The following is a 23,001-nucleotide window of genomic DNA, read 5'->3' on the forward strand; positions in this document are numbered from 1 at the left end:
TTAATCCCTTCTGAACGTAAATTCTTCGTAGTCATCATCATAAATCAATTTAAACGCTTTATTGGATTGAAGGTTTACGAATAATAACTCCTTTTCCCTATTTCCGTGCTGCATGATTTTATCTATAAATTCAACATATTGAATGCAATCTTCTTTATCCTTCTTATTGGGACGGTATCCTTTAGACAATTTAACCAGCATTTCATATAAAGGATAATCGATCTCCATATAGAAAGGATTTCTCTTTGATTCATCACCAAAAGCTAAACGAATCGTCAAATGAAACCTATTTAATACACCATCGCCACCACTTTCCAAGTGTCCAAAATAAGGCTTGATCATTAATGATTGTGCTACTTGAATGTTTTCATTCGATTTATCTATATATACATAATCATTCTTTGGTGTACCGTTCCAAAGGAAAATGGATTCTTTTAATAAATTCGTTATCCTCCTCAAGCCATTCCTATCCCCTATATTAAAATGATATAAATATGAAAGATATTCCTTGTAGTCGCTGTCTACAAAGACTTCCTTCACTTCATTAGCTAAAAAATAGGCCAAGCGGATTAACGCCTTATTATAAAGATGACGAGAGGCTTCCGTTAAATCATGGAATGCTCCAACACCCTCTATTTCCTTTGTCCAATCTCCGAGGGAAGACAGGTCAATATACTTATGAAAGGTATCCTTAATATTCAATGAATTATTCAATTCAATAAGTATTTGATCAACTACATCTGTACGCTTATGAATTGGGTCCAATGCTGAAATCACTGACAACAAATGAGAGCGTTCCCTTCCTTCGAATAGCAGGTAAGGAAGTAAACCTTCCGTCTTTTGAACAGCATCAGAATTGATATAATCCACTTCCTGATTAGCCGGCACCATGATATCATGAATGAAATTGAGTAAAGATCGTGTTGAAATAATCATTTTATGCTTGATGATAGCCTGAATCAGCAAATCCACTATTCCTTCTCTAATTTCCGGTAACATCAATAATTCATAGTTAGTGATAAAGAAACCTTTAATCCTATCCTTATCCCTCAAGTACGCGCGGTAGAAAGGATTTTCATCCGTGTTATTCACTAAACGCTCTAATAGGGTTGAATAATATTCCGAAACAGATCCACTTTCCGTTAATTCAAAGGGTTGATAATCGCTAAAACTGATTAAATGAAAATTGTCATTTTCTTTGTTTTCCGTAATGGTCGAAGTTTCAAAGACATTCGCCGCTTTAATGAATTCAGATAACATTTTGAAGTTTTCCAACGCATAAGTTGATTCCATGAAGTTATTCAGGACTCCCAAATTAATAGCCAAAATCAACTTATCTTGAGCACCTTTAATTTTTTCATCACTGAAAGGCTTCAAAATTTCAGCCAATGTATCCAAAGAACTCTTTTGCGGATCGAAACTCTCGGTTGCATCGTTATGAATCATGAACTGATTTACCAAGTCAGGATATTTATTTTTCAAATATGCCAGCAAATGTGATTTTCCATCACCAACACTTCCACACAAGAAAATCAACTGAGCCTGATTCCTACTTACTGACCTGTTCAATGCCTGCTCCAAATCATCTTGAATCGACCTTTTTACATGTAAATATTCTTTAAAACCACTAAATTGATTTGAATTCTCAATGGCCTCTTGAGAAGATTCCTTTAGTTTCGAAAGCTCTTTAAGTAAATAACTTTCGCCTTCTTTAAGAGTGAATTCAAATTGTTCACTAACTTCTTTTTCATAGACGAGATAAGGCTGTGACGCATTTTCCCGATTTACAGGAACTTCGCTCTCAGTTTCAACTGTCGCAGCAGCGGCTTTGGATGCTGTCAATATCAGCTCCAATTTTTTCTCTAGGCTTGAGGTCTTTTCCTCAATTTCGCTAAAAATATCCAAATCACTTTTCGGTTGAGGATATTTATATTTTTGTGCAACAAATGAATAATCCCCATATAGTTCCATGAACCAAACTGATACTTCAAACAACCTTTTATGCATCTTGAAGGCGTTTTCCAAATCATTATCAATGAACTCATGTGTTCCTTTATTCCCTAAATAACGAATTGTATCGAATGATCTTGCAATATCCTTCGTTAAAATCTCCTCTTTTTCTAGGAGCTGGATCCGTTCCACTAATTTTAAGTAGCTTATATTTTCAAGCTCTTCATGTTGTTTAGCAATTTCCTTCAATAGCTCTTCAGAAAATATTCTTCCTTTTATTAAAACCGTTTGCGGATCATTATAAAAGACATCTTCAATCTGCCGACCAATTTCCGCTAATTTCGGAAACTTCCCCTCTAAAAATCCAAAATTATTATTCTGCAATTACTAAAACACCTCAGTATGTCTATAGATTTTTTAAAAGCCTATAAAAATATATATTCAAAAAAATGAACCCTGATCATTTTCCACCTTGAAAAAATTAAACATGAAACTATATACTTATAGTTTCATGTTTAATTATAGCAAACGGTTTACAATGGTCCTAGAGTAATAATCCATATGCTTTCCAAAGTTAAAGTTTTGTTGTAAAAACAATTCTAATATGTCATACAACTATTCTACTCACCACTTATCCATATTAATAGTTTAAGAATAAATCCTTTAATGTATAAGCCAATTTATGATTAGAACAAAAAAGCAACCAACCAAAGGTCAGCTGCCATAATTTTTTAATATTTAATTAACATGACCTCATCCATTAATTATTCATGCTTTAATGTTCTTTATAAAATCCCTAACAAACATTTCATGCTTAATATTGGATTTGCTTTGGAGTTCTTTCAATGTGAGCTCACCTGCATTCAGTGGTAGTTCATCTTCTTCATTATAGTCTAACCCTATCACTAAAATTGGGAAATTAAATATACCTATAGCCGATTCCAGTTCACCTACAGTTTTTTCGTAGGTTGCTATTCCACTGTCTATGCGCTTTGATAAACTTTCCGTTGGTAATATTAAAACACCAATATTATTACTTCTTTTATAATTTAAAAATTGGAGTTTAAAATAGTTCCGATAGGTACTGGCTACGTTTCCAAATTCAACTTCAAGATGAATATTGTAGTCTTGTTCCTTGGTTGAAACTAATTTTTTATAGTCAATCGTTAAATATTCTTTTTCATTTACAGGAAAATGCTCATCATGGTTCCAGCCATCGAACATTAGTCTTAGATTTAAATATGAATCTATAATTTGTTGAATTACATCCAGTTTCTTTTGATTCGTGGATTTATTTTTATATATAGGAATTGGTGCTTGTTCGCAAATATTCAATAGCTCATCATATGTTTGTTTAAATGGCTCTTGAGATAGAATATTCTCAGCGAAATTATGGGAATGAATCTTCAGGTTCATTTTCTTCTCCTATTTTACAATTTGTTTTTATTTTTCTTTTAACACACTCAAGCCAACTTTTTGTTGATTAACCTATTATTAAAATTAGCATGAACTGAATTAATGGATTTTTCTTTTTCACTACTTTTTATCTATATTACACATTTTGAACTATCGACTAAATAGGTGCAGTAATCCTTATCTTTCACAAGCGATCAGGTCTTTATCACGGTCGCTTTTTTTATTGGCATCATATAGTGCCTTTGAAACATGGGGCTTGTATTTCGTTTTTCCTCCTTTATTTTTAACGGAAGATGAACGAGCTACGCCCCCTTTATAGTCTTTATTCAATGCAGTACAGTTTTTATATGTTTTCACTTTTGTTTTGGCACTGGCAACATCATTTGCTCCTAGCGAGAGACCCAAAACTAGCACTAAAGATAGTAAAATAGTAAATAAACGTTTCATAAAATGTACTTCCTTTCCTAAAAATTAACTTTTTACTAATCATAATGTATCATCTCATTTTTTACAATAACAACATTTCCAATATTAAAACTCCCTATCAATAATTCAATAATTAATAACTTTTCATCAAAAAAACCACCTATCCTCTGGTGGTTTTTCCCTTAAGGAATTTATAACCTAAAAAAACAGCTCCCAAAAGGTCAGCTACTCCATCGTATTTCTTTCTCATTACTTTTCGCAGCAGGCAGTTTCTAAAAACCACAAACTAGCAATTAATAAATTAAGGAGCTCCCTTAAGAACAATAGTTTAACAAAATAATAGATATTGCTGCCCTGGCCCCCCTTATTACTGCAACCCACTCCCCCTGAAAACCACAAAAAGAGCTCCCATATTAATGCGAAATCGTACTAACATAATAGGCTATGAATACAAATACAAACGTTCTTATAACATTTTATGCTAAAAAGCACTTGGTTGCCTAAAAGGAACCAAGTGCTTTTATCGTGTTCTTGATAGAATAGCTTATAAAGTCATTGTAACCTATTTTTATTGTACTATCCCTATAGCAAATACTATTAAATACAAAGTCTCTTTTCTTTTCTATTCTTTTCATCGATAAATAATTTATTACTTTAATGTTTGATTTAATGTCACACATTTAACAAGGTAAAAAGAAAGGATAGATGAACAGTGAGGAATACCTGTTTACATCTATCCTTTTGTACGACTTATGACCTCATTTACAACAATCAACTTTTTCGTTAACTGGATATAGTTTTACATAAGTCTTTCGTGCAACATTTTGTAAAACAAGGTTATTTCGACGACACCACCAAAAACCGGACAATTTGATCCGAGAAGTTAAACCAGTAATGGGCTTTTCTAGCATCGAACATGAATGACTGCTGTTCATGGAGTTCTATTCTTTCTCCCTCTATTTCCACTGTTAACTTCCCTTCGATAATGAATAAAAATTCATGACCGCTATGAGAAAAAGCACTTCCTTTATTTTCCCCTGGCTTTAAAGTGACAAGAATAGGCGAAAAAACAGCATCACGAATGCCGCTGGATAAATTCTGATAATGAAATTGTTCATGATTCGATTCTGAATTTTCTTGGGAGCGGTCCTCAGAAAAAAAGAAACTTGGGCTGACATCTAATGTATCAGCGATTTTTTTTAATGACTCTAATGTGACGCTTGATTTTCCCCGTTCTACTTGTGATAAAAAGCTGATTGAAACGCCTGTTTGTTCAGCCAGACTCTTTAATGTTAGTTTTCGCTCTTTCCTCAATAATCTCAGTTTTTTCCCGATTGAATCAAAAGGCATACAGATGCCCCCTTTTTTACATAATATTTAGCTTCATTATACATGACAAGTTTTGATGAATGCCCCGTCATTAATAACTTATTAAAAAATATTGACAGAAAATTTCTAATTATTTAAAATGAAGGAAATAATAAATTGAAGTGATACTTCAATTTTGAAGAGGTGACTAAAGATGGAAAAGAAACAAATGCGGCGAATATTAATCGCGAGTTTAGTCGGAAGTTCGATTGAGTGGTTTGACTATTTTTTATATGGGACCGTTGCAGCACTCGTGTTTAACCAGTTGTTCTTCGTGAATGAGGATCCGACAATAGGGCTGTTGCTTTCCTATGCATCCTTTGCGTTAGCATTCTTCATCCGCCCTTTTGGCGGAGTGATCTTTAGCCATATTGGCGATCGTATTGGGAGAAAGAAAACACTTGTTTTAACACTTAGTTTAATGGGGGTCGCAACATTTGGGATGGGGCTTCTTCCTACGTATCAAGCCGTTGGCATTTGGGCGCCGATTTTATTAATCACATTGCGCTTAGTTCAAGGTCTAGGAATTGGCGGTGAATGGGGAGGCGCGCTTTTATTGGCCGTTGAATATGCTCCCGCTGAGAAACGGGGCTTGTACGGAGCTATTCCTCAGATGGGTGTTACGATAGGAATGCTGCTTGGAACCATTGCCTTATCTTTTATGACACTGCTTCCTGAAAGCGCATTCATGACTTGGGGATGGCGTTTACCATTCATTTTTAGTGCTTTGCTTGTATTTTTCGGCCTATGGATTCGTAAAGGAATTGATGAAACACCGTCTTTCAAAAAAGTAAAGGAATCCGGAGAAGTTCCAAAGCTACCGATTGTAGAAACTCTTAAGAATTATTGGCGTGAAGTGCTTATCGCTGTGGGAGCCAAAGTGGTAGAAACAGCACCATTTTATATTTTTAGCACATTTGTCGTATCATATGCTACCTCAACTCTCGGTTTCTCACGGACAGCTACATTGACTGCAGTCATGATTGCAACAATTATAACGACGATTTTAATACCATTCATGGGGATGTTATCTGATACAATTGGCCGCAAAAAGCTGTTTATAGGCGGAACGATTGGGATGGCACTGTTTGCATTCCCATACTTCTGGTTGCTGCAGCAAAAATCGGTACTCTTATTAATCATTGCAACAGTGATAGGCTTAGGGGTTATTTGGGCTCCCATCACAGCTGTTCTTGGAACGATGTTCTCGGAAATTTTCGATGCAAGGATTCGTTATACCGGCATCACGCTTGGATATCAAATCGGGGCAGCTCTGGCAGGAGGAACGGCGCCGCTAGTTGCAACGGCTTTACTTAATAGGTTTAATAACTCCTATGTTCCTGTCGCCATTTATATTATTTTTGCATCTCTCGTGTCATTAGCAGCGATTTGGGCAGTTAAGGATCGTAGCAATCAGAAATTAGACGAAACACATAATAGTAGAGCCATGTAATCTATGGTTCTTTTACTTCAAGGAGGAGAATTGAATGTTGGTTATAAGTGAAAAGGAAATTCAACAATCATATGGAATGAAGGACGCAATTTCGGATGTAAAGGCCGTATTACGTGCACATGGTGCTAGAAGAATAGACAACCCCCATCGCACAGTTCTTGCTTTCCCTCAACACGAGGCATCGGCACTTTACATGCCAAGCGCTGATTTATCCGAAGAAGTTTCGGCGGTCAAAGTTGTTACCATTTTTCCAAAGAATCCTTCAAGGGGGATGGCAACAACACAAGGAGTCATCTTGCTGTCAGATGCAGAAAATGGCGAACATTTAGCATTGTTGAATGCCTCATATTTAACACGTCTCAGAACGGGGGCATTGAGCGGCATTGCCACAGACTTTCTTGCTCGTAAAGACGCCCGGGTTCTCACGATTATTGGAACAGGAGCTATGGGATTTGAACAAGCAATTGGTGTGTTAGCCGTAAGGGACATTGAGCGTATTTTATTAGTAAATCGCACACCAGAGAAAGCGGAGAAATTCGGTGAAAAGCTGCGGGCATTCGGAGTAACCGTTCCTTTTGAAGTTTTCGAAGATGTTTCAGCAGCTGTTCGTCAAGCAGATATTATTTGCTGTGCAACCCGCTCGAACGAGCCTGTATTTAACGGGCTGGATTTAAAGCCGGGCACACACATTAACGGGGTCGGGTCTTATTTGCCGCATATGAAAGAAGTGGATAATACCACGGTATCACGCGCTGCTAAAATTATCGTCGACGATTTGGCGGGCGTGAAGGATGAAGCAGGAGAACTCATTCATGCAGCCAATCAGGGAAATTGGTCGTTTAATGATATTCATGGGGAGCTTTATGAACTTGTAATGCTGACCAAAACAGGCAGGGAAAATGAAGAGGAAATTACCTTCTTTAAATCAGTCGGTGCTGCTTACTTTGACCTCGCTGTGGCAAAAGGTGTTTACTGCCAATCGAAAGAACGGAACATCGGGATGGAGATTGAGGTATAACAGAAGCCAATACATTTTGCTATCGCTGAATGTAATAACAACCCGATTTTTAAAAAACAGGAGACGTTCAACATGAGACCTAACGCGTTTTTTGTTTTGGGGATAATCATTTGCCTTAACTTGCAGTAACATTTCATCTTTAAAAAAAGAGACCCTTCTTTCGGAAGGGCCTTTTGAATAATCCTTATCTTTCACAAGCGATCAAGTCTTTATCACGGTCGCTTTTTTTATTGGCATCATATAGTGCCTTTGAAACATGGGCTTGTATTCAGTCTGAATTCATCTTGAAAAAAGATGGATCATTTTCTATCTGTGTTGTTGTGTCGATTGCGGAAGATTGACTTAACAAAATCATTCTCTACTTGTTTCTGCTTCAGCTACATTTTTGACACGTTCTAAAAATTCAACTACCACTTTATCGGTAGCAAATAATAAAAATAATTTCACAAACCACTTTAAAGGGCGATTGGTGACTGTATATGTAAAGGAAGTCTTATTATCATTGATTTTATTTAGTTCATAAAAAGCTGTAATATCAAACATTTTTGCTAGTGTAAAGCCTACTTTTAGCTTTTTCTCATTCGTTGCATTCGAATATTCTAATGTTTCTATATCATACTCTTCTGTTCGTTTTCCTTCTCTATATTTTTGGCGATATACACTTCCAACCACTTCTTCCGTTATTTTAATGGGCTTCTGTTCCACTACTTGAGGCATGATTTGTTGCATATTTTCTACAGAACCATCAAGAAACTTCCAAACCTGTTCAATTGGAGCGTTTATTTCTATTTCTTTTGTCCATTTTTTCAATGTAAATCACCTCTACCTATATTATATTTACTTTACTATGTAAAACCAAATTAACAACTAACTTGGGTCCATATAATCTAGCATCAGCTTATAGAAAAAGTCCGCCATTATCGGCGGACTTTTTATCAATAGAGTGCTGTTAAGTCAGTCAAATTTATTTATTCTGTTCAAGGCATTGATAAACTGCCATCATATCTCGTTTGTTCAATTCACGAATCCGGGCGAAAATCGGAATATCGGCAACGGCCTCAGTACGTTCACTTTCAGCCACGGCATCATTTACTTTTCCCGTCAGCCAGGTCTGCACGTCGATGTCCTCGACGATTGCTTTACGACCTTCATCATCGATGCCACTGGCATGACAACTCACACAGGGTATCGTTAATTTATACACACCGTCATGGATGTTATCTTCTGAAATGACTTTCTTCCCATTACAGAATGGGCATTTATGACTTGCCTTAATTTTATTGATTTGGGTAACGATTTTTTTGTAGCCAAATGCTTCATAGACATAGGTTAGTTTTTTGTATTTGCCATTGGTGAAGTATTTATCAATAATGGTTTCTCTTGTTTCGTTAATATTGGCAAAGTCACAGATGGTGATCTGGTTTTTGCTGCTGATTGCTTCGATATTACCTTTAATGCTGCCCCAGAATGGCAGGGTATTTTGTAAAACCACTTCATACCCGACGAAGCTTGCCAGTTCCAGTTCGAGCATTTTCAACGCCGCTTTTATTTCCCGAGGAAGGAATGAGACATCATCTGTAAGTGCGATATCGCCGCCCACAATCGCTTTTAGTTTTTCCAGTTCTGGCAGCTTCCCTACAATTTTGATGACTTGATCAATCGGCTGTTGGATGATCTCGCGAATGTCTGTATCACCAAATGTTAGTTTTTTATGATGGTTCAGGACCGTTCCTTGACAGACAGGACAGGCGATCATCTCTTTTGATGCTTTCATCTGCTCTTTAATGATCGATTTCGATATGAACATATAACGTCCAATGATGAAATTGAATCCTTCCCATGTCCTTGATGCCTTGCCTGCTTTATCGTAAAAGGACTTTTCCCAATACCCATATAAGAAGGTCTGCTTTTCGGCATCTGTCATCTCATTATAGCTTTTACTAATGTCGTGACCGAGTTCATTCTTGATCTCATCAAACAGGAATTGCAGTTTTGAATGTTGATAAAACTTTAGTACTTCCATCACGTCTGGATGTAATAAGCCATCCCAGAATGGCACGTTTTTGTCTTGAATGACGACATCAAAGTCAAATTTTTCAATGACCCTGCGGCCCGAACAGCTTGGACAATGATTTTCTGCAGAATAGAAATCGAAGCTTCTTGTATCTTTATTGGTCGGATGTGCTGCCACTAGATGGTTGATCATTCCGCCCAATTCATAAAGAAACGTATATTGACTATACAAGTGCCGTTCCAGATCGATGGCGATCACAGGTGCGATCGTGTCTGACTCGTATTCACCATAAATCACACGAGCGATTGGTGATAAGCTTTTTAAAATGCCGCCCTTATAGACGTTCTCTGCCTTTTTAAAATAGTCCAGATGATTTTCCTGTAAATAATTGATGCCATTTTTTGACCGAAGTGTGGAAGAGATTTGCAATGGCTCCACTCGATCTTCACTGTTTTTGTGACGATAATGATCATCATGACTGACAACGTCAAGATGCTGGACAGGTGCAAGCTGTCTTTTACCAAAATCAACGATATAATCCGAGCTTTCCAGCATATAACCATTATGTTCAATCATGATGATGGAGACTGATTCATCCTCCAGGATGACCCTGACACTATCAATGAATTGGTTTAAAATGTTTTGCGATAACCCTTTTGAAGGCTCGTCAAAAATAAACAGCGTGTGTGGGTTTCTTGTCTTCGCAAACAGCTCGGAAACTAAGTGGACACATTGAAATTCACCCGTTGATAGTGTTTGTGTTTTTCTTTCTAACGTCAAATAACCAAGTCCAAGTTTGATCAATAAGCTCAAGCGTTTATGAGCGATGTCTTCATTTGGCAATTCTTCGATAATATCTTCAATCGAACGCTGAAAGATATCATCAATTTCATCACTGTATTTGGTGAGTTTCTTTTTAATATCAAGAAACGTCGCAACGGTTGATCGACTGGTAATCGATTTGTTTCGGTCCTGCCCGACCATGACCAGTTTATCCTTTGGATACCGCTTCTGAAAATCTTTAGAGATACATTCATTGACAAGTGTAGATTTACCGCAGCCTGACTCACCCGTAAAGGTAACGAGCCTATTCTTAGGAATCCGGATTTCTTCCATTTGAATATTACGGCAGTAAAGATCCTGAAATTGATAGTATTCCGTTGGCGTTGCTTCATTTCGTTCCCAGCTGATTGGTTTGGGACGTGGTGATTCCTCAACAATTTTCCCGCCATATTTCCCGCTGCCAGGTCCAAAGAACAATTGTTCATCTGTGCTATCTAACACCGTGTCTGAGTGATCAATGAGCCAAATTTGATTTTTATAACCTAATTGCTTAATCTGTTCTAAAATCTTCAAAAGGGTTTGATGATCAAGACCGACGGAGATTTCATCAATGATGATCACGGTATTTTCACTTGTTGCCATGAATTCGGCCAAATAAAGCCGTGTTAATTCTCCTCCTGAAACTGTCCCCATAATACGATTTAAGCCTAAATAACCAATATTCATATTGATTATATTTTGGAGAATATGCTGTTTAGCTTCACTAATATGTAATGTCTCTGCAAGCGAAAGGATCGTTTCAATGCTTAGGTTGTTGATATCGGAAATAGTATGCGGACGATCTAATAACTCAATGGTATATTGCTCGACTTCTTGATTGTAGCGCTTCCCCTCACACTTTGGACATTCGACATTTTTCGTCGTACCGCGTCCTTTACAAGTGGGGCACCAGCCTAAGGCATTATTAAATGAAAAAACTTCCGGAGAAAGGTTGAATTTTTCTGCAAGGCAAACACGAATTTCTTTAAACACACCAGTATGTGTGCCAATGGTTGAACGGGGATTGGCTGAAATGGATGATTTGCCGAGAAAAAGGACCAGCGGCATTTCTTCCATCTTGATGGCGCTGAAGTTGGTTTCCATAATATTAGGAAATAAATACTGATATTCAGACTTGGGCAATAAGGAAACGAGACGCTTCTTGGATTCTTCCCCAATGGTTTGACAAAAAGTCGTTTTCCCGGAACCGGATAATCCAGCAATTCCTAATGATTGGTCGTCTGGTAGTGATGAATCTAAATGGTTTATATTGTTCGCTATTAATCGATTTATTTTCATTTGTAACTCCTCTCCATTTTATTAAGCTCAGTCTTTCATATTAGCACAGCGACAAATGTATTTGGTATTTTTTTAACGGTAGCCCCATCCTTCTATTCTTTCACATTCCACTGCTCCAAAAACGTATGATTCATCGACAAAAATCGTGGACTTAGGATAGGTTTTTTTTCCATAATCAATAAGATGATTAGAGCCTTCTTAGATTATAAAAGCCCCTCTCGATTAAGAGAAGGGCATTCTTTACAAAGTATGACCATATTTTTGCCCAATACACTTATTTTGTATTGGACTTTTTTGCCTTGTTTTCAAGCTCGCTTTTGGGCTCAGTGGCGAATTCGACATCTTTTCCATGTCCCTGCGGGTTAACACTTGGTGCGATTCGGCCTCTTCCTGCTGTCTTTTTACTCATTTCCTTCACCTCCAAGTATATTATGTCCGAACTGTTGTAAATTAAAATGGAGGTCGTTTCTTTCTGTGAACGTCTCTCTAAAATCAGGAACTTATAAAGATTACCTCGATAAAAAACCTGCATAGAACTAAAGTCTACACAGGTTTCAAAAAGCTGTTTTCCATATTTGGGGCCCTCTTTGTTAATCTAGGGTCAGAAGTAAACTATCCGTTGCAACGTTGAGCAAGAAAGGACTGGGTTCGCCAACCGTATATATCTGCAAGTTATGCATAGCCCTGGTACATGCGGTGTAGAACAATCTTCGTAAGCTCTCATCACCGTATGCTTGCACAGATGCATCATAAATGATGACAGCATCAAATTCGATGCCTTTAGCCAAATAAGCCGGAATGACAACAACACCCTGTTCATATTCATTTGTGCCTTTCTGTACGAGTTTAATTTCACCGATGGTACTAAGGGCATCGTATGCAGCGGCACTTTCAGCAGCAGATTTACATATTATTGCGATTGTATTATACTCACGACTCTGAAAGTCTTTGACTTTAGACACGATTTTGTCGTGCAATTCATCACGGTTCGACACTTGAGTCAGTACAGGTTTTTCGCCTTCACGGTCGAACGCCTTAATTCGATGGCCATCAGGAACTAGTTCACGTGTGAATTCTATAATCTGCTTTGTGGATCTGTAGCTTTGAGCCAAGGTTATACTCTCGGTTTCACTTATTCCGTATAAACTGGTAAGAGTCTGGAAATCCACCCGTTCGCTGGCATGAGCGAATATTGCCTGGTTAAAGTCACCAAGCACGGTCATCCTTGCAGAAGGAAACAACCGTTTCAAAAACTCGAATTGAAATGGAGAATAATCTTGTGCTTCGTCTACAAGCACGTATTTTATGGAAGTATTTGTCTGAAACCCTAGAATTAACTCCTTCAGCAGCAAAAATGGAGTCGCGTCTTCGTAATGCAGTTTACCTTCGTCCAGCATTTTTTGCGTTGATAAGCAAATTTCCCTTTCGACAGGTGTTTTACCCTCGTTCCACAGATCGATCCGTGTTTGATCGTCAAAAAGTTGCTTGTATATTCCCTTAATGTCGATAAAATGAAGTGCTTTTATCCGTTTGCGTAACGTCTTCAATTTCTTACGAACAATCATGCGCGCGAGCATTTTATTCTCTTTCTCATAATCGTCAAAGGAATCTTCAGTATCGCCGCGTTTTTTCTCTAAGTAGGTGTATACCTTCTGATAGTCTTCTTTGCTAAGATACTCGATTTCCTCCTGGACCCAAGGTTGTTTCAACTCAAACTTTTCCCTTTCATCAAGTAAGTCACATAACCACTCTTTCAACTTTTCAATCCTATTGTGAAAACGTAGGGTGGTGTCTGTGTTATAAAATCTTTCTGAGATTTGTTTGGCGGAGACGAGCATTTCCCCTCGAAACCTTAACCCTTTAAAGATCATTCCAGATAATTCTAGTGATTGACTGTATGTTTTGATTATCTCAAAGAAGCGAATTGAAGCCTTAAATCGGATACTCGCTGTCCTAGTGCTATAGGAAGGATCATCCGCTGCAGTTAACAAAAATTCTAATTGCTCATAAGGGTCCTCAACTTGAAATGAGTCAGTCAGACGATGGTCCAGATATTCCTGGAATGTTACCTGCTGCATATTCTCTTCGCCAAGTTCGGGTAGTACATTGGATACGTAGTTATTAAACATTGAGTTAGGAGAGAATAGAATGATTTGATTGGCTTTTAGCCTATCTCGATACTTGTAAAGCAAGTAAGCAATCCGTTGGAGGGCAGCTGATGTCTTACCACTGCCAGCGGCTCCTTGAACAATGAGCAGGCGTCCGCGATCGTTCCGGATGATCCTATTTTGCTCCCGTTGAATGGTGGACACAATACTGTGCATATGCTTATCCGTCCCCTTACCAAGCACCTGCTGCAGTATCTCATCTCCAATAGTGAGACTCGTATCGAACATTGATTCGATAACCCCTCCCTTGATGATATATTGCCACTTTTTCTCTAACATCCCTCGAATTATGCCTCCGGGAGTTGAATATTCTACAGGGCCGGGAGGATAGTCATAATAGACACTCGAAATCGGAGCCCTCCAATCGTAGACAATGAAGTTTTCTCCTGTTGTATCAGCAAGAGTGGAGATCCCAATATAAATATGTTCCGTAAGGGAAGACCCTTCTTCAGTTAAATCAATCCGGCCGAAATAAGGTACTTCCTGCATGCGGCGCAGTGTTGACAACCTCTTGAAGGCATATCTATGTGCGCCTTCACTTTGTGACAAGTCTTGAGCCTGCTGCCTTAAGCCAATGATCGTCTCGAGGTAATCATCGAAAGTATCCATATTAACCTTGAGGTCATCCCAAAAGTGTTTACGGATATTAACAACTTCTTTTCTACGCTGGGAAGTTTCACCTTCTATTTTGCTGATTTGTTTCGTAATTGTTTCTATCACCTCATCCAAACGTTCTTGCTCCTGCCGAATTTCATTGTTCATATCAGACACTCCTTTAAAAAATGAAAAATTAGGGGTTGACTAGAGGTGAGTTTTACCTTATACTTATAGTAAGGGGTAAACTGATTTTATATATTGATAAATGTGTTTCTATACTAATTTATCACAATTTCTGAATTATATCAATATATATTGCACATCAGTTGCCATAATAAACCGTCGTTTTAAACTCTAATTTAACATATAAATCCAGTAACCAGTTGAGCAAGTAGCTTGGCTGGTTATTTTTTTTGACTAATTACATATTTGAAAGCCTCATTGCTTCGCTGGTCACTGAATTCATGGCAGCTACGACACTCTCATCAACGGCGATTCGTAGTATCCCATGGCATAACGGCATATCCTATTCCCACCCTTACCGATAATTCCTAATACTTTATAAAACGATGGAATTAGTCAAACTATTAGAAAATGAATTAACTGTTTTCATTCAAATGTGATTTGAACGGAAGGTGCGAGACTCCTGCGGGAATAGTGCGTCCAAGGGAGACCCCGCAGGCAGCGCCGAGGAGGCTCCCCGACCACCCGCGGAAAGCGAGTGCCTGGAGTGAAGATCAATTATCGAGTTTGTCTACAGTATGAAGCCCTCCTTTATAGAGAGGGCTTCTAATTTTTATAACAAATGTGATTGAAACGGAAGGTGCGAGACTCCTGCGGGAATAGTGCGTCCATGGGAGACCCCCGCAGGCAGCGCCGATAAGGCTCCCGGACCGCCCGCGGAAAGCGAGTGCCTGGAGTGAAGATCAATTATCGAGGTTGTCTACAGTCTGAAGCCCTCCTTTATAGAGAGGGCTTGTTTGTTTTGTAGGGTGAGTAAAATACTGAATAATACGGGATTAAAAAATGGATAGCCCCAAAAAGACTATCCAGCGTCATTCATACCACTACTCTCTCATTTATATGCTGTTAAAAAATCACTTTACCCTTACCCCAGTTTTGATCAAGGTAGGTGGAATCCCCCCATTTTTTGCTTACCATCACTTGTGATCCGGTTCTCCGTGCCCATTCTAACTGCAAATTCCAAAAAAAGAACCTTCAATCCATAGATAGATCGAAGGTTCCATGTTTTATTTTTCATTCATTGCCTTTTCAATCTCTTCATCAAGGAAACATTGTCCTTTGATGAAAAATGTTGCTTAAGCTTTTTGAAGTGATTTTGTTTCTGCATCTAAAGAATTAACTTGGTTCGGCAAGTCTTCGTTTAGACCAAGCGCCTGCGCTGTTGAAGCATGAAGTTCGTGGAAAAGCTCTGGGTTTTCCACTAGTGACACGCCATAAGAAGGTATCATTTCTTTTAATTTCGGTTCCCACTCTTTTAGATGTTGCGGGAAGCATTTTCTCATTACTTCAAGCATAACGTGAACAGCGGTAGAAGCACCAGGAGAAGCACCTAGTAATGCAGCTATCGTGCCATCAGCGTCACTAACCACTTCCGTACCAAATTGAAGTGTTCCTTTGCCGCCTTCAACAGTATCCTTGATAACTTGCACACGTTGGCCTGCTACCACTAAATCCCAATCTTCGCTTTTGGCGTTCGGAACAAACTCACGTAATTCTTCCATGCGCTGTTCTTTCGATAACATAAGTTGCTGGATCAGGTATTTTGTCAATGACATCTCTTTTGCGCCTGCTGCCAACATAGTTACGAGATTATCCGGTTTTACTGAAGTTACTAAATCGAGCATTGAGCCATTTTTTAAAAACTTTGGCGAGAAGCCAGCAAACGGTCCAAATAGCAACGATTTTTGGTTGTTGATATATCTTGTGTCAAGATGCGGAACAGACATTGGCGGAGCACCAACCGAAGCTTTTCCGTATACTTTTCCATGATGCTGCTCTGCAATTTCCGGATTGTTACACACCATGAATATTCCACTTACCGGGAATCCCCCAATATGTTTTCCTTCAGGAATACCAGTTTTTTGCAGTAAATGCAAGCTTCCTCCCCCGGCGCCGATAAAGACGAATTTTGCAGTATGGCGTTCGACAGTACCGCTATCGAGGTTTTTCACTTTCAATTCCCACAATCCGTCGCTAGTACGTTTAATATTATTAACACTATGTTTATAGTTTATATCGACATTCTTAGTCTTTAAGTGGTCAAATAATAAACGCGTTAAGGCGCCAAAGTTGACATCTGTTCCAGAATCGATTTTTGTTGCTGCTATAGGTTCATTTAAAGCTCGGTCTTTCAACATAACTGGAATCCATTCCATCAGTTTTTCAGGATCATCGGAAAATTCCATTCCTTCAAACAGTGGATTGTTTGACATTGCTTCAAAACGTCTTTTCAAAAACTTTACATTTTCTTCCCCATGTACGTAACTCAAATGAGGCAATGGCATGATAAAGTCCTGCGGATTACCTATCAGATTGCTATTTACAAGATAAGACCAGAACTGTCTTGAAAGCTGAAACTGTTCATTAATTTTTATAGCTTTGCTAATATCTACGGATCCATCCGGTTTTTCGACAGTATAGTTAAGCTCGCAAAGTGCAGAATGCCCGGTTCCCGCATTATTCCACTCGTTAGAGCTTTCCTCACCTGCGTCTGCGAGTTTCTCAAACACTGTAATTTTCCAGTCCGGTACTAATTCTTTTAGCAATGTCCCCAAAGTCGCACTCATGACTCCGGCACCAATTAAGATAACGTCTGTTTCAGTTTGTCTGTTACTCATTTTTACCATATCCTTATAAAGATTTGCAGAAAGGATGTAGACGCTCCTGCTTAAGCGTCACGGTAAGCCAAGACGCAACCAAGGAACACACCTTTTCTGTATGCATTTTTAACCCTATATAGTATATCACTATTATTTATAGATTTAAATATCAACTATTATATAACACCAAGATCTTTATCCAGCTTCTTGCAAAGGTTAAGGCTTTGGTTTGCCGTTATCAGTGAACCTCCACGCTTCTTAGTTGCACTGTACTGGATTATTTTAGAAATGAAAAATGTTCCCCCTTCTTTTGCAGATATTTCAAAATAACGTCAGATTTTCGAACTCTGGGAATATCCCCCGTTTTAGTTATTTTATTTAATCAAAAATATGCACTTCAAACATTATATAACAGTTTATGACGTAGTTGGATACTTTGTCGTTATATTAGATGAACTTTTTTAACTAACCTTTTTTTAGTAAAAAAAGATTCATTCTCGGAGTTTGCGATTAGTGATGATGCTCTCGTCATTTTAAAAGGAAATGCCCGCTACATTTTCCACAGAAAAGGACAAACATTAAAAAAAGGCAGTCGTATTCAATATGTTATGAGGATCGTAAAAAAATTATCCGCCGTATAGCCATGCGGTGAAACGATATATATTTTTACGAACGATGGAATTTATAAAACGATGTTATCGCAAGTAAAGTGAGGAAACGGTACATAGAGTGGGATGGTATTTGTTTAAAGATTCCCATACAAGTAAAATAACCAAAAAGCATGATTTCCGCGGAAATCATGCTCCTTTATATTTATAGGGGATAAGTCGGAAAAATTAAATCCCGCCTGCAACGCCGATTTCTTCGCCTGTGATGGCTCCTGCACCGTCTGAGGCTAAGAATACAGCTGTAGCACCAATTTCTGAAGGCTCTAGTAAACGTTTGATCCATTGTTTACCTAGGATGTGGTGGTTTAGAGCCTCTTCTACAGTTGTTCCATCTTGTTCTGCAAGTTTTGGTAGTTGTTTTTCGATTAATTCTGTACGTACTGGGCCTGGCTCAATCGTATTACATGTGATACCTTTCAATGCGTTTTCTAATGCTGTTACTTTCGTAAAGCCAACTTGGCCAAATTTAGCAGCACAATAAGCAGATTTATAAGCATCTGGAATTCTTCCGTGAGCTGAGGAAATATTGATAATACGTCCTTTTTTCTGTTTTTGCATAGCTGGTAGTACATGTTTAGTTAATAAGAATGTTCCTTTTAAAATAACATCATTTACAAGATCCCATTTTTCTACAGGGAAGTCTTCGATTGGAGAAATGAATTGAAGTCCTGCATTATTGACTAATACGTCAACTGTACCACGTTCAGCAATGACTTGTTCGACAGCAGCTTTTACGTTTGGTTCGTCTGCTACGTTTACTTTGTAGCCTTTTGCATTGCCTAGTTTTTCAGCTGCACTTATAGCTGCTTCTTCATTTAAATCAAAGATTGCTACAAAATCTCCATTATTGATGAAAGATTCTGCAATAGCGTATCCAATCCCTTGTGCTGCCCCTGTTACGATTACTGTGCGTTCGTTTGTCATAATCCCTATCTCCCTTTGTTCGTATTTTCGATTTAACTTTAATGTTTAGTTACTCGTTTCCAAATAAGTTTGTCTTCTGGATGAAGACCATTGAAAATAACCACTTGGTCTCCCTCAATTTTCGCGATACGAGGCTGAGCCTGATTAAGCCAAGTTGGATTCAAACTGACATCCATATGATGTATTAACTGATGGTTTTCTTCATCTACTTCAAACTGTCCTGAATAGGCCAAATACCCATGCGCAGCTGTAGCCATTTCTTCTAGAGTCCCTGAGTGCAAGTCTCCAGATTGATAAGCAGGACGCCCAGATGCCATGAGTTGAGCTGACATATAGCCATCTGGATTATACATAATGAAACCTTTTGCATCTTTACCCAAAGGATAAATCACATGTCCATCAGCGTCTTGCGTTTCGTATGAAACCAATGACCATGTACCAACTACTTGATCACGCATTGATTTCTCCATTCTTAATCACCTCCTTGAAATGTGGTAGCCTTCTTACATGTAAGCTTGTCCTGTACTCGTTTTTCGATTTCTTAGTAGTAGATAGACTTTTTATCACTAGATTTTTGTGATTAATAGAACATAATACCAATCACCAATGCGACGATTAGTCCGATTATGTTTGGTAATGTCATGCTATAGAAAGAATATTTAAAGGCATTTTTATGATTCAAGCCTGTTAATGCGAACAATGAAAGAATAGCACCAGCATGAGGTAAGCCTGTAAATACAGATGAAGCAATCGCTGAAATACGGTGCATCGCATCTGGATTCACGCCCATAGCTAGATAAGACTGCGCGAATGCCTCCATCGCAATTCCTAGTCCTCCTGATGAAGAACCTGTAATGGCACCAAGTGCGGCTGAAGCGACTGTTAAGCTAATTAATGGGTTACCTGGAATTCCTAAAATGAAATCTGAAATCACTTTAAACCCTGGTGCCATGGTAATCACTACACCAAACGCAACAGTTGTTGCTGTGAAGAAAATAGGCGTGATTGAACCATTCGCACCTAAGCTAAGTGCTGCCTTGTGTGACGGAATGTATTTGTGGAAAAATACAGCCGCTACTATAATTGCTGCCGCCAAGCCAATTAATACGATATTGGCAACCTTCATTGCACTCCCTGCAAAAATAATAATAATTAATATAAGAATCGGTAAAATACTTATAAAGAATGAAGGGATTTTTTCTTTTAAAATGGCTTTACCCTTATCTTCTTGTGCATAAGTAGCAAAAGTATCACCATTTGCCAAGCTTTTATTCAATGCATACCTTAAATAAAAGATCCCTACTACAATGGCAACAATTGTTGCGGCAATCCCCATTAAAGGAGCTGCGGTTAAAGTAGTGCCTAAGTAAGTCGTTGGGACAACGTTTTGAATCGATGGTGTCCCAGGAAGCATCGTCATCGTAAATGTCCCAATCCCCATAAATACGGGAATAACGACTAAATTCCATCCGATATTTAATTGCTTAAATAAAGGTTTCGCTAATGGAACCACCACAAATAAAACGACAAATAAACTAATGCCACCGAAAGTTAAAATTGCGCTGATCGCATAAATGGCAATTAATACGGAAAAGGGTTTTTCTGTACCTGTGATGGATAGTACCTTCTCTGCGATTGCCTGTGCTGCGCCACTTTTCTCTATATACTGTGCTAAAATTGCACCTAATAAAAATACGCCAAAGAAATTTATTAAAAAGCCCGTTAGCCCTGTCATAAATGATGTTTCATTTCCAATTAAAGAAGGAAAGAAATTCATGCCATTCGTCACAATGACAACAATTGAGGCAAGCGGGGCAATAAATACGATGCTAAAACCCTTCATTGCTAGAATGACGATTAGAGCAATCGCAATTAAAATACCGATTGTACCCATAATGTGTTTTCTCCTGTCTCTATCTTTATTTTGTAAGATAAATTCGCATGTAGTGTATATTGCTATAGCTTAACCGTTTCAACTCAGTAAGAAGTATCATTCATAAAAAAACACCAATGAAAATTTTCATTTGGTTTTCTTTGGATCACTACTTCATTATTTTGTTAAACAGACGAAGATTAAAATTTCCCCTTAACAAGTGCGTGCAGCACCACCGTTTTCAGTTGTTTCATGAACCATACCCCTTTCATTTCCCACTGGACATAAGCATTTGTTACGTTCCTGTATCCCCATCCCCCTAAATTAAATGAGTTACGAATTGTTTTAAGCAACAACTACTATTCAAATATAATATTTTAAAAATTATAAGTGAAATATATAATAATGATATATTCTATAAATTTTAGTAATAAATAAGGGCGTGATTGTATGGATTTTAAACAAATACAGTATTTTACCGAAGTCGTTAACCAAGGAAGCTTCTCTAAAGCTGCTGAACATTTATTTCTATCACAACCAAACATCAGTAAAACCATTAAAGATTTAGAAAAAGAACTGGATGCTAAGTTGTTAACTAGAACCACAAGGAAGATTGAACTGACCGATACAGGAAAATTACTCTATCATTACGGGCAACGCATTTCCCAATCCATCGAGCATTTTTATGACGAATTAGATGATATTAAGAATAGTAAAAAGGGAAATATAAAAATGGGCATTTTTTCAACACTTGGAACAGACATTTTCTCTGAACTCATGGCTCTATTCCACATAGAATATCCTCTTATCACTGTCCGATTCGTTGAGGATGGTGCCCTTCATTTAAAAAATACATTACTTAATGGCGAACTAGATTTAGTAGTAATGCCCTTACCCATTGATGATGGGTTTGATAGCATTCCGTTTATGAAGGGTGATTTACGTCTTGTTGTTCATCAGAACCATCGACTTGCCAATCAAGAGACGGTATCCTGGGATAATTTAAGGGAAGAAAGCTTCATAATCTTTCGGGAAGGCTACCAAGTTCATGAATTAATCATGCAAGCATGCAAGCTAAACGGCTTTGAACCAAACGTTATTTGCGAAACATCACAGTGGAAATTCATTATGGAAATGGTCTCCTTTAATCAAGGAATAACAATCCTCCCTCAAAGTGACCTAAAAGAAATTGATGTAAGCGAAGGAAAGATCAAAGTCATTCCACTTATCCCCCATATAAATTGGCAAATCGGTATCGCTTGGAAAAAAGACAGCTATATCTCCTACGCTACTAGAACTTGGATCGATTTTATTAAAACCAAGCTAGAAGCCAGCAAGAGAAAAACCAAGTGATTTTTGGAAAACTTAATACCCATTATTTCCAACAGACAATAGTATTTTTATCGCTTTACACAAGGAAGAGACCACCAAATTGGTAGTCTCTTCCTTAGCGATTTCTTGGTTAATCATTCTTCTTTTTCATTCTCCTTCACCTTGTAATTTATCTCTCCAGGTTCTTTACAGAATGTTATTCCACTTCCCGGTTCGTAATAAAAGGTCTTTTTCAACGTAGAGCGTTCATAGAAGGTTGTGTGCAGATAGGCTGCTTGGTCTCTTTTGAATTCGAGTTGATTTGTACTCATCGAAACAGGTAAGCTGTGACCAAAGTTGGTATGAACCATAGTTTCTTTGTCGCTGATTTTTTCAAAGTGATTAATATGAATATAAGAAAGCCAGATCCCGCCGCCTTTTCGAAAGGAGCTACATGAGAACCAAGCCATTCCAAGCTGGGCGTTAATACAGATGGGCAGTTTGTATTTACCGCCGAGCACAGATTTTGCTCCGATAAGGGCACCATTAAGATCAGATCCAAAATAGTTCAGTGTGTCATTCAAAATTTCAAGTGGAGTTTTGATTACGAAAAACGTGTTCTTTCCTTCTATCACCCTTGTCATCTCCACTCCCTTTGAATCGTACTCAACCAGCATTCCAACCGTTTCCCTATTCATTAGATAACTATTTCGTATCATCATGTAAGTCGCCTCCTATTTAATATTTCATTAATAAGGGTATACTGAACATAGAGTCAGGTATACTCCTGCTCATGAGCCCTTAGGTGACTGTCTTCCCGGACTTTCTCCACCTAAGGGTTTTTCTATTTT

At 38.1% G+C, this 23,001-nt stretch carries 16 protein-coding genes and 1 pseudogene; 3 read left to right on the top strand and 14 right to left on the bottom strand.

All coding sequences use genetic code 11. The features are described from left to right. From dptF to RE409_RS22540, 4 genes are all read right to left on the bottom strand, one after another. Positions 1 to 2,334 carry a DNA phosphorothioation-dependent restriction protein DptF gene (gene dptF, locus RE409_RS22525; protein ID WP_309558090.1) on the bottom strand — a complete coding sequence of 778 codons (2,334 nt, stop codon included), beginning with the start codon at positions 2,332 to 2,334 and terminating at the stop codon, positions 1 to 3. A gap of 384 nt (positions 2,335 to 2,718) precedes the next feature. After that, positions 2,719 to 3,366, bottom strand: a complete 648-nt coding sequence (locus RE409_RS22530; protein ID WP_309558091.1) for a BglII/BstYI family type II restriction endonuclease — start codon at positions 3,364 to 3,366, stop codon at positions 2,719 to 2,721. 177 nt (positions 3,367 to 3,543) lie between these two features. Next, positions 3,544 to 3,813, bottom strand: coding sequence for an excalibur calcium-binding domain-containing protein (locus tag RE409_RS22535; protein WP_309558092.1), 270 nt, complete (start codon positions 3,811 to 3,813; stop codon positions 3,544 to 3,546). An 816-nt stretch (positions 3,814 to 4,629) separates the two neighbouring features. After that, on the bottom strand, positions 4,630 to 5,142 hold the full coding sequence (locus RE409_RS22540; protein ID WP_309558093.1) for a helix-turn-helix domain-containing protein: 513 nt from the start codon (positions 5,140 to 5,142) through the stop codon (positions 4,630 to 4,632). A 172-nt stretch (positions 5,143 to 5,314) separates the two neighbouring features. Here RE409_RS22540 and RE409_RS22545 point away from each other — a divergent pair, with 172 nt between their 5' ends. After that, positions 5,315 to 6,613, top strand: a complete 1,299-nt coding sequence (locus tag RE409_RS22545) for an MFS transporter (RefSeq protein ID WP_201253926.1) — start codon at positions 5,315 to 5,317, stop codon at positions 6,611 to 6,613. A 34-nt stretch (positions 6,614 to 6,647) separates the two neighbouring features. Further along, positions 6,648 to 7,631: an ornithine cyclodeaminase family protein gene (locus tag RE409_RS22550; protein WP_309558095.1), complete on the top strand. Its 984-nt coding sequence runs from the start codon at positions 6,648 to 6,650 to the stop codon at positions 7,629 to 7,631. 184 nt (positions 7,632 to 7,815) lie between these two features. Here the strand turns inward: RE409_RS22550 and RE409_RS22555 are convergent. The 9 genes and pseudogenes from RE409_RS22555 to RE409_RS22595 form a co-directional block, all read right to left on the bottom strand. Further along, positions 7,816 to 7,907, bottom strand: a pseudogene (locus tag RE409_RS22555) (hypothetical protein); the annotation flags it as partial. A gap of 75 nt (positions 7,908 to 7,982) precedes the next feature. After that, positions 7,983 to 8,441 (bottom strand): SRPBCC family protein, encoded by a 459-nt coding sequence (locus RE409_RS22560; RefSeq protein WP_309558096.1) that lies wholly within the window; start codon positions 8,439 to 8,441, stop codon positions 7,983 to 7,985. A gap of 154 nt (positions 8,442 to 8,595) precedes the next feature. After that, a complete protein-coding gene (locus RE409_RS22565) occupies positions 8,596 to 11,766 on the bottom strand; it encodes an ATP-binding cassette domain-containing protein (RefSeq protein ID WP_309558097.1) in 3,171 nt (1,056 codons plus the stop codon). Between the two features lie 274 nt (positions 11,767 to 12,040). Continuing rightward, positions 12,041 to 12,175, bottom strand: coding sequence for a small, acid-soluble spore protein L (gene sspL, locus RE409_RS22570; protein ID WP_309558098.1), 135 nt, complete (start codon positions 12,173 to 12,175; stop codon positions 12,041 to 12,043). A 181-nt stretch (positions 12,176 to 12,356) separates the two neighbouring features. Then, positions 12,357 to 14,696: an RNA polymerase recycling motor HelD gene (gene helD / locus RE409_RS22575; RefSeq protein ID WP_309558099.1), complete on the bottom strand. Its 2,340-nt coding sequence runs from the start codon at positions 14,694 to 14,696 to the stop codon at positions 12,357 to 12,359. Positions 14,697 to 15,850: 1,154 nt separating this feature from the next. Further along, positions 15,851 to 17,428, bottom strand: coding sequence for a malate:quinone oxidoreductase (locus RE409_RS22580; RefSeq protein WP_309559305.1), 1,578 nt, complete (start codon positions 17,426 to 17,428; stop codon positions 15,851 to 15,853). A gap of 782 nt (positions 17,429 to 18,210) precedes the next feature. Next, positions 18,211 to 18,966 (bottom strand): 3-hydroxybutyrate dehydrogenase, encoded by a 756-nt coding sequence (locus RE409_RS22585; RefSeq protein WP_201223158.1) that lies wholly within the window; start codon positions 18,964 to 18,966, stop codon positions 18,211 to 18,213. A 38-nt stretch (positions 18,967 to 19,004) separates the two neighbouring features. Beyond that, positions 19,005 to 19,436, bottom strand: coding sequence for a lipocalin-like domain-containing protein (locus RE409_RS22590; RefSeq protein ID WP_053347593.1), 432 nt, complete (start codon positions 19,434 to 19,436; stop codon positions 19,005 to 19,007). 110 nt (positions 19,437 to 19,546) lie between these two features. After that, the gene (locus RE409_RS22595) at positions 19,547 to 20,860 is read right to left on the bottom strand and encodes a GntP family permease (RefSeq protein ID WP_201223157.1); all 1,314 of its coding nucleotides are present in this window, start codon (positions 20,858 to 20,860) and stop codon (positions 19,547 to 19,549) included. 429 nt (positions 20,861 to 21,289) lie between these two features. Between RE409_RS22595 and RE409_RS22600 the strand changes: the two genes are divergently transcribed. Next, on the top strand, positions 21,290 to 22,192 hold the full coding sequence (locus tag RE409_RS22600; protein ID WP_201223156.1) for a LysR family transcriptional regulator: 903 nt from the start codon (positions 21,290 to 21,292) through the stop codon (positions 22,190 to 22,192). 113 nt (positions 22,193 to 22,305) lie between these two features. On the opposite strand, the gene RE409_RS22605 is transcribed toward RE409_RS22600, so the two are convergent. Continuing rightward, entirely contained in the window at positions 22,306 to 22,872 is a 567-nt protein-coding gene (locus tag RE409_RS22605; protein ID WP_057219804.1) for a competence protein ComK, read from the bottom strand. Positions 22,873 to 23,001 lie beyond the last annotated feature (129 nt).

The sequence above is a fragment of the Peribacillus sp. R9-11 genome (assembly GCF_031345095.1).
Taxonomy (GTDB): Bacteria; Bacillota; Bacilli; order Bacillales; family DSM-1321; genus Peribacillus; species Peribacillus butanolivorans.